This is a genomic window from Nitrosomonas sp. Nm132 (assembly GCF_900100485.1).
Classification (GTDB): domain Bacteria; phylum Pseudomonadota; class Gammaproteobacteria; order Burkholderiales; family Nitrosomonadaceae; genus Nitrosomonas.
In genome coordinates this window covers 171779-184751 of sequence record NZ_FNDH01000001.1, presented here as the reverse complement: position 1 = coordinate 184751, position 12973 = coordinate 171779, and the positions used below count along the sequence as shown (strand labels likewise).

The following is a 12973-nucleotide window of genomic DNA, read 5'->3' as shown; positions in this document are numbered from 1 at the left end:
TTTAGTGGGGGGTAGTGCGGGAAAAAGATATCTTATGCAGAAATAAGTTCAATATCTGGCTCTATTGTTCTCAGAAGCCGCTCAATACCTCTAAGTGTTCCGGAAATGGAGCTGGGGCAAGTACCACATGCGCCTTGATAATGGATCTTTAAAACATTTCCCTCAAGACCTAGGATATGAAGATCTCCGCCATCATTTTGTAAGTAAGGACGCACTTCCTCATCCAGCAATATATTGATGCGCTCAAGTCGCTTTTGGTCTTCTGGGTTTAAGCCAGCCAATATTTCATTTGCTGCTGCTACTGTCTCAGCGGACTGAGCATTGGCTGCAGGTGCTGCACGGATCGGGTCGGCAACAGCACGTGCGAGATCTTGCCAGTCAGCCTCACCATCTTGAGTGATAGTGATCCACCGGTCGACATAAAACACGTTGGTAACATGATCTATTTCGAATAAGGCTGATGCTAGTGGATCATCTTTTGCCTGCTCGGCACCGTCATATGAATGACTTATGCCCCAAGTAAGGGGTTCTTTCAGAACAAACTTTAATGCATTTGGGTTAGGTGTGCCCTCTATTTCAGCTATTTTTGGCATTTTGTTTTAGTTATTTGTATAGTGCTGTTCATGCTATATAACTCGTTTTCTGGTTAGGCATGACCCGTGGCGGCCTGAATTGAATCGTCGGCCGTTTCAGTTGAGATGCTGGCGACAGAATTCAGTGCGGCTTGCAAGGTATGCCACGGCAGAATTGCACATTTGACTCGCGTGGGTAAATCACGTACGCCAGCAAATACAGCAAGTCTTCCCAGGTGGTGAGGTCCCGAAAGATCAAGATTGCCAATCACCATCTCTCGAAATTCTTTGATCACTGTTTCTGCCTCTATTCGTGACTTCCCTTTGACAACAGTTGTCATCATTGAAGCGGAGGCTTTGCATATTGCACAAGATTCTCCATGAAATGCAATACGATCAATGTGTTCCTCTTCCATGTGAAGCGCAAGATCGATACGATCACCACAAAGAGGATTGTGTCCTACAGCGTGATGGTTTGCATTGTCAAGCGTGCCATAGTTACGTGGCTTACGATTATGATCGAGGATAACTTCCTGATAAATTGATTTTAGATTCATTATGAAAAAACCTTTTGTACAGAGTGAATACTTGCTACCAAGGCATCAGCCTCTTTTTTGGTATTATAAAAAGCAAATGAAGCACGTGATGTAGCAGGTATTCTGAAGCGCTGCATAATGGGTTGTGCACAATGGTGACCCGTGCGTATAGCGATTCCTTCTTGATTAAGCAGTGTTCCCACATCATGAGGGTGAACACCATCAATGGTAAATGATAAGACAGCAACTTTCGTACGTGTATGACCAATAATATGAACACCGGGAATAGTCTCGATCTGCTCGGTTGCGTAAGTGAGCAGATCATGCTCATAAGCTGCAATTGCATCCAGCCCAATCTTCGATAGGTAATCTATTGCGGCACCGAAGCCGATTGCGGCGGCAATAGGAGGAGTGCCTGCCTCAAATTTATACGGAAGGATGTTATAGGTTGTTTTCTCAAAAGTTACTGAGGAAATCATATCACCTCCTCCTTTAAAGGGCTGCATTGATTCCAGCAACTCGGCTTTGCCATAGAGGATGCCGATTCCTGTTGGGCCGCATAATTTGTGAGCAGAGAAGGCATAGAAATCACAATCAAGATCTTGTACATCGATTTTTAGATGGGGAGCAGCTTGTGCGCCATCAATCAAAACCGGTACACCTTGCTTGTGTGCGAAAGCAATCATATTTTTAATTGGATTGATTGTGCCCAGCGCATTTGATACATGTGTTATCGCAACAAAACGGGTTCTTGAATTGAATAGTTTTTCATATTCATCAACTAATAACTCGCCTGCGTCATTGATAGGCACGACACGGATTGTTGCACCTTTTTCTTCTGCTAGCATTTGCCATGGAACGATATTTGAGTGATGTTCTAGGTTTGTCAGAATGATTTCATCTCCATTCTTGATGAATTTGCGACCGTAGCCATGCATAACAAGATTAATGGCATCTGTCGTACCACTGGTAAAGATGATTTCTCTTTCTTCACGAGCATTGATGAAGTGCTGCAGTGTACGTCGTGCTGCTTCATATTCCAGCGTGGCTACTTCAGAAAGGTAATGCACTGCACGATGGATATTTGCATGCTGGGTTGTTTGATATCGCACTAGACGATCAATGACCGACTGAGGCATTTGACTCGATGCGGCGTTATCCAGATAAACGAGTGGCTTATCGTTTACTTTGAGATTGAGAATGGGAAAATCAGCACGATATCGTGCTGCTAACCCTGAAGTCGGGTAAGTATTCGTGTCTAATAAAGCATCAACAATTTTCATGTTTCAGGATATTTGTGTTCTTGCAAGTACGATTTCTTCGAGTTCTCTTTTGAGTGAAGAGATTGAAATACGATCAATAACCTCACCACCAAATGCATAAGTTAGCAAATTACGCGCGGTCAAATCAGAGAGGCCGCGACTCTTTAGGTAGAAAATTTCTTCTTTGTCGAGTTGACCCACTGTAGCGCCATGCGCGCATTTGACATCGTCAGTAAATATTTCAAGTTGTGGCTTAGTGTCGATACGAGCTTTATTAGTCAGTAGGAGATTGCGGCTTAATTGCGATGAATCCGTTAACTGGGCATGTGGGCGCACCATGATTTTTCCATTAAATACGCCATGCGCCATACCATCGACGATACATTTATGTAGCTGGCGGCTCTTGCCATGTGGTTTCACATGATCAATAAACGTATGTGTATCGGCAAGTTGTCGCCCAGAAATCAGTACCAAACCATCTGTTGTACACTCAGCACCTTCACCCGCCAATGTTACATTCAGGTTATAACGGGAAATATAAGCTCCCAACGTTATACTGACCGAATAATACTGACTTGCCTGGGCAAGGGATACTGTGCAATTTCCAATATGGAAGGCCTGCTGGTTATCACGCTGTATGCGAATATGGCTGACATGCGCTGTATCAGCAAGATTCATTTCAACAACTGAGTTAGTAACATAAGCAGCTTCTTCAGTGGTGACATAATCCTCAACAACCGTTGCATTGCTCCCAGATTCGGCAATTAACAGGCATCGCGGGTAGCTGGTGATTTCTTTTTGTGTGGTAATGAATAATAAATGAATCGGAGTAGTTACTGACACGTTCTGCGGGATAATGATGCAGGCGCTATCATGAAGAAAGGCAGTATTTAATGCTGTAAAAACATCATTCTGAAATTCTGCCAGTTGACCAAGATAGCGAGCGATCGTGTCGCCATGAGCAGCAACGAGCGATGATAAATTGCCAATAATAGCACCTGCATTATTAGAAATATTCGATAGATCAGGTGCATATTGACCGTCTACAAATACCAGGCGACAGATAGCTTCTGCGAGATAGCAATGTTTAATGTCTGAAGATTGCAGTTGTGGTGCAGCATATGCTGCTGGATAAGGCAGGCGACTAAGGGGCGAAATGTCAGTAAAACGCCATTCTTCATCGTGAGTTGTTGGCATCCTGAGCGTATTGACGTTATCCATTGCGTTTGCACGCAGTTGATCAAACCAGGATAATGAAGCTGCTGCTGGTTTCTGCCATGATCGAATGAGGTTTTCAAGATAACCATTGCTGATCATTGTATTCATGCCCGTACTCCTGTTGTACTGCAGCCGTCATCGGCATTTATCCAATCATAGCCATGTGCTTCCAGTTCCTTGGCAAGTTCTTTACCGCTTGTTTTGATGATCCGCCCAGATTCCATCACGTGTACATAATCAGGCACAATATAATCAAGCAGGCGCTGGTAATGCGTAACCAGAATGGTTGCGTTATCTTTATTAGTAAGCTGGTTCACGCCATTGGCAACAATCCTGAGCGCATCAATATCAAGCCCCGAATCAGTTTCATCCAAAATGGCGAGCTTCGGTTCGAGCAATGCCATTTGTAAAATTTCATTACGTTTTTTCTCTCCACCCGAGAATCCCTCATTGACGCTACGATCCAGAAAATCTGGGCTCATTTCGAGCAATTTCATTTTTTCTCGCACAAAATCATCAAATTCAAGAGGATCAAGCTCTTCTTTGCCACGTTGGGATTGAACCGTGTTGTATGCTAACCGCAAGAATTGATTATTAGCGACGCCTGGTATTTCAATTGGATATTGAAATGCCAGGAACACGCCGGCACGAGCCCGTTCTTCTGGGTCAAGATCAAAGAGATTTCGATCGTTGAAGATAATAGTGCCCGCAGTGACTTCGTAAGCAGGGTGGCCAGCGAGAATTTTGGCAAATGTGCTTTTGCCAGATCCATTGATCCCCATGATTGCATGTATTTCCCCACTTCTGACTGTGAGATCGACACCTTTAAGGATCTCAATGCCGCTTACATTTGCATGTAAGCCTCGCACCTCAAGGAGTGTTTTACTGTTCTGATCAATCATCCGACACTTCCTTCCAATTTAAAACTGAGTAGTTTCGTTGCTTCAACCGCAAACTCCATAGGTAACTGCTGAAAAACTTCTTTACAGAATCCATTGATAATCATTGATACAGCTTCTTCAGCACCAATGCCGCGCTGTAAGAAATAGAAAAGCTGATCTTCGCCAATCTTTGATGTGGATGCTTCATGCTCGACTTTAGCGCTATTGTTATTGACCTGGATATAAGGAAAAGTATTGGCGCCGCATTGATCGCCAATGAGCATCGAATCACATTGTGAGTAATTACGAGCATTCTCGGCAGTAGGTGCAACTCTTACCAATCCACGATAACTACTATTGGAATGTCCTGCTGAAATACTTTTGCTGACAATGGTGCTGCGCGTATTTCTTCCGATATGAATCATTTTTGTGCCCGTATCGGCCTGCTGATAATTGTTGGTGACAGCAACCGAATAGAATTCTCCAACTGAATTGTCACCACGTAAAATGCAGGAAGGATATTTCCAGGTAATCGCCGAGCCTGTTTCAACCTGGGTCCAAGAGATACGTGAATTAACTCCTTTTGCCAGGCCACGTTTAGTAACAAAATTATAAATACCCCCAACGCCTTTTTCATCACCTGCATACCAGTTTTGAACAGTCGAGTATTTGATTTCGGCATTATCCAGTGCAATCAGTTCAACGACGGCAGCATGCAATTGATTGGTATCAAATCGGGGTGCGGTGCATCCTTCAAGATAGGAAACAGAAGCGCCTTCTTCAGCAATGATCAGTGTGCGTTCGAATTGCCCCGATCCTTCAGTGTTGATCCGAAAATAAGTCGACAAATCCATTGGGCATTTGACACCTTTGGGGATGAAGCAAAATGAACCATCGGTAAATACCGCCGAATTAAGAGCTGCATAGAAATTGTCGCCAGTCGGCACGACAGTTCCGAGGTATTGTTTAACTAGTTCTGGATGGGTGTGTACAGCTTCTGAAATCGAGCAAAAAATAATCCCCACTTCAGCGAGCTTTTCTTTATAAGTCGTTGCAACGGATACACTATCAAAAATTACATCGACGGCTACGCCTGCAAGAGCCGCTCGTTCATGCATGGGCACGCCCAACTTCTCAAAGGTACGTAGCAGCTCGGGATCTACCTCATCCATGCTGGCTAGTTTCTTTTTTGGCTTGGGTGCCGAGTAATAGCTAATTGATTGAAAGTCAATTTCTGGATACTTGACATTTTGCCATCGCGGCTCCGTCATGCTGAGCCATTTTTCATAAGCCTGCAGCCGGAATGCAAGCAGCCATTCAGGCTCATTTTTTTTAGATGAGATCAATCGGATGATTTCTTCGTTAAGTCCTTTGGGTGCAATATCAGATTCTATTTCTGTGACGAAACCATGCCTGTATGGCTGGTTTACAAGATTTTGTAGTACAGCACTCATTTTTATATATTTTCCTTAGACTCTTCAGATGATTTGAGACTGAAGCTCTCACCACAGCCACATGCATTTTCAATATTGGGATTATTAAATTTGAATGTGCTATTTAGACCTTCTTTGACGAAATCGATTTCCGATCCATCGAAATAAGATAGATTATCGTGTTTCACGATGATCCTTGCGTCATACGACTCAAAGAGCTGGTCGTTTTCTTGCATCTCATCAGCATAATCAAAAATATAAGTAAAGCCGGAGCATCCGGATTTTTTTATACCTACCCGTAAGGCTAATCCCTTACCGCGTTTTGCCAGTTGTTGCTGGATTTGTTTGGCTGCGCGCTCGGTCAATGTGATCGCCATGATTTCTCTCTATAACTCTATAAATTAGTAAAACTAAAATGCTGCTTCGCGCAAATCGTATAATTTGACAACAGCTTGCTCACGTTGTTGCTCGCGTTGTTTTTGCTCCTCAACCAATCGCTTTAATGTTACGCCACCAAGATAATTGAAAATAATGTCATTGAGCTCTGCCCATAGATCATGAGTCATGCACTTGCCATCATTCAGGCAATTTTCTTTGCCGCCACATCGCGTATTGTCGATCGGTTCATCGACAGCAAGAATAATATCCGCTATAGATACTTGATCTAGACTCTTAGCTAAGCAATAACCGCCGCCGGGGCCCCGCACACTGTCAACGAGTTCACGTTGGCGTAATTTTGCAAACAATTGCTCAAGATATGACAGTGAAATTTTTTGGCGCTGACTGATATCGGCAAGTGTGACGGGCCCGTTGCTATGCTGCATCGCAAGATCCAAAAGTGCTGTCACTGCGAATCGTCCTTTCGTTGTCAGTCTCATACCAGATTCCTTAGTACAATTAAAGTTTATAAGTAATACTTGATCAATTTTGTCAACTATATAATACCTGACTGAACTAGTCAACTATAATAATGGTTAATAATAAGGCGCCCGCACAACTTCCCCACGTTATCCCGAATATTTCATAAATTGGCACGTGCCCTCACTTGTCTTTTGATTAATAAGAAAGATTTTGCTCAGTCGGGTGTATGAATCACTACCCCCCCCTCTTTCTCAAAACTTTCCTATTAATCAAAATCCTGCGTGATCATCACGCGAATTTATGAAATATTCGGGTTATTCCTCTGGTGATCGTGTCTGGGGCGGGCTCAGCTGCACGGCAATCGATGGGGCAGGGGTGATCGGTGGAATGATACTGGCTGCTTTTGTTGCGCCTATTTTTGTTCCGTTATTTTTTTCCTGGCTCGCTGGAAATCGGCATCAGTCATCCGTAAAGAAGAAATGGGAAAAATTTTTTATGGACTGACCGGAATCCCTGCGTAGGTGGAAATATTTCCGATACAATGGTTCTTATGCAATTAATCAAGACAGCCAAAAAAAATCATGATGTAAAGTTCTTACAGGGAAATGTTATTCTTGTAGGGATGATGGGTGCCGGGAAAACGACCATTGGTAAAATGCTGGCAAATTACATGGGTAAAACGTTTGTCGATTCGGATCATGAAATTCAGCAGCGTACCGGCGTTAAGATTCCTTTGATTTTTGAAATTGAAGGGGAAGCTGGGTTTCGTAGGCGTGAAACAGAGGTGCTACAAGAACTGGTGCAAGCAGAGAATATTGTGCTGGCTACCGGTGGAGGGGCAGTGTTGAGTGCTGGCAATCGTGCCTTGCTAAAACAGCATGGTATCGTGGTTTATTTGAGTGCGTCCGTGAATGAATTGCAGCGCAGGACGCGTTCTGATAAAAACAGGCCGTTACTTCAGGCTGGGGGCCTGCATGCCAGATTAACAGAGTTGCATGCACAACGCGATGCCTTGTACCGCGAGACGGCACATATTATTGTCGATAGCGGAAAACAAGGGGTGCGCTCACTGGTACAGAGGCTAGCCCGGAAACTGCTCTTCTTCAAACTAAAGAAGATCCGGGCTGAGGTGGTAAATCGGAAAAAAAGTACAGGAGCGGTTTATCAATCAGATAAATTATAAATTCCAGTTGACCAAGTTTTTCTCTGAGATTAATTACTTCATATGAATCATATGCAAACTGTTAAAGTAGCGTTATTTTCTGCTGAACAGGATCGAAGCTATCCCATCCACATTGGTAATGGGATATTAGAGCGGGTGGATTTATTATTGCCCCATTTGCCACAAAAACGGGTTGCGATTGTGACCAATACCACTGTGGCCCCTTTTTATCTGGATAGACTGCGTACTGCGCTCGAGAGGCATGATGTCATCTCGAATGCAATTATTCTGCCTGATGGTGAGGATCATAAAAATTGGCAAACATTAAATTTAATTTTTGATGCTTTGCTGGAGCAGCGTTGTGAGCGAAAAACTACGCTCATTGCATTAGGAGGCGGGGTGATCGGTGATCTGACGGGGTTTGCGGCAGCAGCCTATTTGCGAGGTGTGCCTTTTATCCAGATTCCCACTACATTACTCGCGCAAGTAGATTCTTCGGTGGGTGGTAAGACAGGCATTAACCATCCGCTGGGTAAGAATATGATAGGTGCGTTTTATCAACCCCGAGTGGTGTTGACGGATAGCGCTACGCTTAACACCCTACCTGACAGAGAGCTGCGAGCCGGGATTGCTGAAGTGATCAAATACGGTTTAATACGCGATGCTCATTTTTTTACATGGTTGGAACAAAACATGACCAGGCTGATTGCGCGCGATGCCGACATTCTGGGTAAAGCGATTCGCCGCAGTTGCGAGATTAAAGCAGAGATCGTTGCCGCTGATGAGCATGAAAGTGGCGTGCGGTCATTACTCAATCTTGGCCATACTTTTGGCCATGCAATTGAAAACGCCATGGGCTACGGTGTGTGGTTGCACGGGGAAGCGGTTGCTGCTGGCACCATCATGGCGGCAGCGCTGTCAAAACAGCTGGAGTTTATCAGTGAAAGTGATTTCGAGCGCATATGCGGAGTATTTCAAATGGCAGGGCTGCCAATCATTGCGCCTAAACTTTCTCCAGATGATTACTTGAGCTTGATGAAGCTTGATAAAAAAGTAGAGGGAGGGAGAGTGCGTTTTATTCTGCTAAAGCGTATTGGTGAGGCGATCATGAGTCATGATGTGCCCGCATTGACCCTGACAGAGACATTGCTAACTTGCATGGCAAATGAGTGATTTGGCACCTTACGCAGTATCATCTACCAATTCGCGCGGACGTCTCATCAAAGAAGCAGCTCCTTCAGGTCGAAGTGAATTTCAGCGTGATCGTGATCGCGTGATTCATTCAACAGCTTTCCGGCGACTCGAGTATAAAACGCAGGTGTTCGTTAACCATGAAGGAGATTTGTTTCGCACGCGCTTGACACATAGTCTGGAAGTGGCCCAAATTGGACGTTCTATTGCACGAAATTTACAGCTGAATGAGGATTTGGTTGAAGCGATAGCGCTGGCTCATGATTTGGGGCACACGCCTTTTGGCCACGCAGGGCAGGATGCTTTGAATGATTGCATGAAGGAATATGGTGGCTTTGAGCATAATCTGCAGTCTTTAAGGGTGGTTGATGTGCTTGAAGAACGTTATGGTGCTTTCGATGGTTTGAATTTATGTTTTGAAACCCGTGAAGGCATTCTCAAGCATGCTTCCAGGAAAAATGCCAAGAAACTGGGTGAAGTGGGGGCACGTTTTCTAATCAACCAAAGACCTTCTCTGGAAGCGCAGCTTGCCAATCTTGCCGATGAGATTGCGTATAATAATCATGACGTGGACGATGGATTACGTTCTGGCCTGATAACCTTGGTTCAACTGGAAGAGGTGGAGATATTTTCCAGACATTTGCGCCAGGCGAAAAAAAACTACCCCGATATTGTCGGTCGACGTTTAATTCATGAAACGATTCGTGGCATGATTAATAGTCTCGCTATAGATTTAACGCTACAAAGTAAAATCAATATCGAAAATATGCGGCCAGATGACCCGGATGCAGTGCGATCAGCACCATGCCTGATTGGATTCAGCGAAATAATAAAGCAGGAGCAGCAGGAATTAAAAAGCTTTTTGCGTGAGAATCTTTATCGGCATTTTCAAGTAATACGCATGAGTAATAAAGCGCAAAATACGATTAAAATGTTATTCAATGCGTTTAACTCAGATATTCGGCTGCTTCCTGTAGCATATCAGATTAAATTTTCTCAATATGGACATCAGGCTATTGCTGACTATATCGCAGGCATGACTGATCGTTTTGCAATAAAGGAATACCAGCGACTGTTTGCCATTAATGAAAATTGAAAGTCATTTTTTTTGGGTAGGTGACAGAGGATTCTAGAAAACTGATCTCGGTTCCTGCGTTGGGTGAATTCAATATAGAGAAGGAGAAACAAAAAAATGCCCTGGTCAAAGAATAGCTTATATACGTTATGCGCGCTGATAGGATTGCTGCATCTTTCAAATCATGCATTGGCTAGCTTAGAGAATAGCGATCTGATCAATGCAGCTGCGCGCGGTAGCTTATCTCAAGTTAAAGAACTGCTTGCTCAATCTGAGAAAAGTCACGAGATGCGCGATAGAGAGACGGCATTGGTTAAGTCGGTGCAGAATGGCCACGAAAGTGTCGTCAAGCTTCTGCTTGCTTCCGGAGTGAACGCAAATTTGAAGGCAGACCAAGGCCGGACTGTACTCATGCTGGCGGCACAAGATGATCGTTCAGGTGTCGTACGAACGTTACTTGCTGCTGGTGCGGATATAAATGCGGTTACTGACGATGGGATGACCGCATTGATGCTGGCATCCCAAAGAAATCACATGGAGATCGTGCGCTTATTGCTCGAGATGAATGCTGATGTTAATGCAGCGACAGATAAAGGTGTTACAGCGCTCATGTTGGCATCACAAATGGGTAACCAAATCGTGATTCAGTATTTGCTGCAAGCAAACGCCCATGTGAATAGTAAAGCAAGAAATGGTGCGACTGCATTAATGCTGGCCGCACAAAATGGTCATCAGGGAGCAATAATGACACTACTTGCTGTGGGTGCGGAAATTAATGCTAAGGCAGAAAATGGTGCAACCGCATTATTGCTGGCAAAAAAATACGATCATAAGGGTGCCATTGATCTTCTGCAGAAAGCAGGTGCTAACCAGTAGATCGTTCCGTTAAAACAATTGCAAATTAAACAAGCCCCAAATCGAACTTTCTCCAACGTAATGAAGCCGGTATTTCGTTAAACTCCGCAATACCTTTGAGGATTCGCTCTTTGAGTTCTTCCTTTGACGAGACCCGAATATGGCGAAGAAAGGTACGAGTCGTCTTGGAAAAGGCACACTCTATAAGATTCAGCCATGAACCATGTTTGGGTGTATGAACATATTCGAAACGCCCCGGACGGCTCGCCAAATAAGCCATCGTTTCCTTGGAAATATGAGCTGAGTGATTGTCGAGCACCACACGAATAACGTCATCAGCAGGGTAATGAGCGTCCAAACGCTTGAGCAGATCAATAAACTCGCGGCTGCGGTGCTTCGACTCCACGTTGGCGATGATTTCCCCCGTATGCAAATCGAGCGCCGCCAGGATGGACAGGGTACCAAGCGAACATATGCGTAATCTCGCGCCAATGATGTTTCCCTGCCGGGTACGGATGGAAGGTCTGGGGTAGTCAGGCCGATCGCTTGCACGCCGGGCTTCTCATCAGCGCTGACAGAGTCCACAATTCAGCTGCCAAACCATGATCCTTTGGCTTGGTGCAGGCGAGGCTGACTACCCAAGCCTTAGCATCCGCTAGAATCTCCGGCTCCTTGGGGCGGTGAAAGGTATCTTTCAAGCCCACAGGAACGCCCGCAGCAAGCGCCTTGTCGATACATTTATATAGTCGGACGGGAGATACCAACCTGCCGCTGGATATCGGAAATCGAAATCCCCTCCGCATATCGCAGCAATATCTTGGCGAGCTCTACCTCGCGTGCAGGTGCCGCCCTTGATCCGCTCAATTCGGTCAGCATCTGTCTATGAGATTCCGGCAATACCAAATCCGCCCGATTCGTTCCTCTTGCCATGCGCCATTCGCCATCTCCACTTTCGTTGTTGTCCTCCGAACAGTCATGGCAAACATACGCAAATTTGCAAATCAATTATCGGAACGAACTGCTGGTGTTAGTATCTGGGTAATGATCCTATGAACTTCTTATTAATCTTGAGATTGGTGAGTGTATCTGACTGTAAAACAACGTGAGTTCGACGCAAGAAAAGCTGTAAAAGGAATCGGAATTCCTTATGATGAAACAATTTTAGGAAAGAGCTTCATCACTAGAGGAGTCAGGCTCCGCTGGACACTATAGCGATTTTTTGTGCGAGTGACGATTTTTGCCAGAAGTTTGAGTCGTGGTGGGGTTTCATCTGCCGGGTTACCGGACGTTTAAGCACTATTACCTAAATCAGGCATTGAGGAGTTGGTGAGTTACAATCGCTTTGTTGAGCTATTTTCTGATCAGCCGCTTTGGGCGCTGCAGTGGGATGAGCTTCATTGATTCGACCGAGATCAGTGCATGTCACAATCGCCGCATCTGGTCACATAAAGTGATGGCGGTGTTTGCTGCCAGGGGAAAGACCCGCGTGGATTGGTTTTATGGATTCAAGCTGTACTTAATCATTAATGACCAGAGGGAATTAATGAGCGTGAAAATAGTGGCAAGGTAATGTCGATGATCGTGACCCGGTGTCAGAGCTAGCACGTTCCTTATTTGGGAAACTCTTTGGTGACCGGGGCTACATCTCCCAGCTACTGTTTGACAAACTTTTGTTGCGTAAACGCTCGATCATGGAGACTGTCAACGACCAACTGAAAAACATCTCCCAAATCGAGCCTTCCCGTCATCGCAGCCCATTTAACTTTTTTGTTAATCTGATAGCCGGGCTGGTAGCTTACGCATTCCGGGAGAAAAACCCTCACTTAATATCAGACCCTCCCAAGCTCTTCCAGTTGTGCTGATGTGATCCTTATGTCGAACTCACGTTAATATAACCAAAATGTTATAATTTCCATTATTTTTTACC

The 12973-nt window shown here is 44.7% G+C and carries 13 protein-coding genes and 3 pseudogenes; 7 read left to right on the top strand and 9 right to left on the bottom strand.

Going from position 1 to position 12973, the window contains the following annotated elements:
- Positions 1–32: 32 nt before the first annotated feature.
- From BLP80_RS00795 to iscR, 8 genes are read right to left on the bottom strand one after another with little or no spacing between them, the layout of a single operon-like run.
- Complete coding sequence (locus BLP80_RS00795; protein WP_090539160.1) at positions 33–593, bottom strand: NifU family protein; 561 nt, start codon at positions 591–593, stop codon at positions 33–35.
- A 53-nt stretch (positions 594–646) separates the two neighbouring features.
- The gene (gene sufU / locus BLP80_RS00790; RefSeq protein ID WP_090539158.1) at positions 647–1129 is read right to left on the bottom strand and encodes a Fe-S cluster assembly sulfur transfer protein SufU; all 483 of its coding nucleotides are present in this window, start codon (positions 1127–1129) and stop codon (positions 647–649) included.
- A complete protein-coding gene (locus BLP80_RS00785) occupies positions 1129–2391 on the bottom strand; it encodes a cysteine desulfurase (RefSeq protein ID WP_090539157.1) in 1263 nt (420 codons plus the stop codon). The genes sufU and BLP80_RS00785 overlap by 1 nt, the downstream gene beginning before the upstream one ends.
- A 3-nt stretch (positions 2392–2394) precedes the next feature.
- Positions 2395–3696: a Fe-S cluster assembly protein SufD gene (sufD, locus tag BLP80_RS00780; protein ID WP_090539155.1), complete on the bottom strand. Its 1302-nt coding sequence runs from the start codon at positions 3694–3696 to the stop codon at positions 2395–2397.
- On the bottom strand, positions 3693–4490 hold the full coding sequence (gene sufC, locus BLP80_RS00775) for a Fe-S cluster assembly ATPase SufC (protein WP_090539153.1): 798 nt from the start codon (positions 4488–4490) through the stop codon (positions 3693–3695). Before sufC ends, sufD begins: the two co-directional genes overlap by 4 nt.
- Positions 4487–5923: a Fe-S cluster assembly protein SufB gene (sufB, locus tag BLP80_RS00770; RefSeq protein ID WP_090539151.1), complete on the bottom strand. Its 1437-nt coding sequence runs from the start codon at positions 5921–5923 to the stop codon at positions 4487–4489. The genes sufC and sufB overlap by 4 nt, the downstream gene beginning before the upstream one ends.
- 2 nt (positions 5924–5925) lie before the next feature.
- Positions 5926–6279 (bottom strand): HesB/IscA family protein, encoded by a 354-nt coding sequence (locus BLP80_RS00765; RefSeq protein WP_090539149.1) that lies wholly within the window; start codon positions 6277–6279, stop codon positions 5926–5928.
- Between the two features lie 33 nt (positions 6280–6312).
- Positions 6313–6780 carry a Fe-S cluster assembly transcriptional regulator IscR gene (gene iscR, locus BLP80_RS00760; protein ID WP_090539146.1) on the bottom strand — a complete coding sequence of 156 codons (468 nt, stop codon included), beginning with the start codon at positions 6778–6780 and terminating at the stop codon, positions 6313–6315.
- 296 nt (positions 6781–7076) lie between these two features.
- On the opposite strand from iscR, the pseudogene BLP80_RS00755 reads away from it, so the two are divergent.
- The 5 genes and pseudogenes from BLP80_RS00755 to BLP80_RS00735 all read left to right on the top strand — a co-directional run.
- Positions 7077–7267 (top strand): annotated as a pseudogene (locus tag BLP80_RS00755) (efflux RND transporter permease subunit); the annotation flags it as partial.
- 37 nt (positions 7268–7304) lie between these two features.
- Positions 7305–7946 carry a shikimate kinase gene (locus tag BLP80_RS16040; protein WP_371128794.1) on the top strand — a complete coding sequence of 214 codons (642 nt, stop codon included), beginning with the start codon at positions 7305–7307 and terminating at the stop codon, positions 7944–7946.
- 51 nt (positions 7947–7997) lie between these two features.
- Positions 7998–9098, top strand: a complete 1101-nt coding sequence (gene aroB / locus BLP80_RS16035; protein WP_256324898.1) for a 3-dehydroquinate synthase — start codon at positions 7998–8000, stop codon at positions 9096–9098.
- Positions 9091–10212 carry a deoxyguanosinetriphosphate triphosphohydrolase gene (locus BLP80_RS00740; RefSeq protein ID WP_090539141.1) on the top strand — a complete coding sequence of 374 codons (1122 nt, stop codon included), beginning with the start codon at positions 9091–9093 and terminating at the stop codon, positions 10210–10212. Before aroB ends, BLP80_RS00740 begins: the two co-directional genes overlap by 8 nt.
- A 96-nt stretch (positions 10213–10308) precedes the next feature.
- Complete coding sequence (locus BLP80_RS00735) at positions 10309–11067, top strand: ankyrin repeat domain-containing protein (RefSeq protein ID WP_090539140.1); 759 nt, start codon at positions 10309–10311, stop codon at positions 11065–11067.
- Positions 11068–11092: 25 nt separating this feature from the next.
- Here the strand turns inward: BLP80_RS00735 and BLP80_RS00730 are convergent.
- Positions 11093–11976 (bottom strand): annotated as a pseudogene (locus BLP80_RS00730) (IS630 family transposase).
- A gap of 412 nt (positions 11977–12388) precedes the next feature.
- Between BLP80_RS00730 and BLP80_RS16535 the strand changes: the two are divergent.
- Complete coding sequence (locus BLP80_RS16535; RefSeq protein WP_371128793.1) at positions 12389–12616, top strand: transposase; 228 nt, start codon at positions 12389–12391, stop codon at positions 12614–12616.
- 4 nt (positions 12617–12620) lie between these two features.
- Positions 12621–12908, top strand: a pseudogene (locus BLP80_RS16530) (transposase); the annotation flags it as partial.
- Between the last annotated feature and the right edge of the window lie 65 nt (positions 12909–12973).

Bases quoted from the DNA above. Each gene is read 5' to 3' on its own strand.
- sufD (WP_090539155.1), bottom strand. From the start codon at position 3,696: ATGAATACAATGATCAGCAATGGTTATCTTGAAAACCTCATTCGATCA.
- BLP80_RS00765 (WP_090539149.1), bottom strand. From the start codon at position 6,279: ATGGCGATCACATTGACCGAGCGCGCAGCCAAACAAATCCAGCAACAA.
- BLP80_RS16040 (WP_371128794.1), top strand. From the start codon at position 7,305: ATGGTTCTTATGCAATTAATCAAGACAGCCAAAAAAAATCATGATGTA.
- sufC (WP_090539153.1), bottom strand. From the start codon at position 4,490: ATGATTGATCAGAACAGTAAAACACTCCTTGAGGTGCGAGGCTTACAT.
- aroB (WP_256324898.1), top strand. From the start codon at position 7,998: ATGCAAACTGTTAAAGTAGCGTTATTTTCTGCTGAACAGGATCGAAGC.
- sufB (WP_090539151.1), bottom strand. From the start codon at position 5,923: ATGAGTGCTGTACTACAAAATCTTGTAAACCAGCCATACAGGCATGGT.
- BLP80_RS00795 (WP_090539160.1), bottom strand. From the start codon at position 593: ATGCCAAAAATAGCTGAAATAGAGGGCACACCTAACCCAAATGCATTA.
- BLP80_RS00740 (WP_090539141.1), top strand. From the start codon at position 9,091: ATGAGTGATTTGGCACCTTACGCAGTATCATCTACCAATTCGCGCGGA.
- BLP80_RS00735 (WP_090539140.1), top strand. From the start codon at position 10,309: ATGCCCTGGTCAAAGAATAGCTTATATACGTTATGCGCGCTGATAGGA.
- BLP80_RS00785 (WP_090539157.1), bottom strand. From the start codon at position 2,391: ATGAAAATTGTTGATGCTTTATTAGACACGAATACTTACCCGACTTCA.
- sufU (WP_090539158.1), bottom strand. From the start codon at position 1,129: ATGAATCTAAAATCAATTTATCAGGAAGTTATCCTCGATCATAATCGT.
- iscR (WP_090539146.1), bottom strand. From the start codon at position 6,780: ATGAGACTGACAACGAAAGGACGATTCGCAGTGACAGCACTTTTGGAT.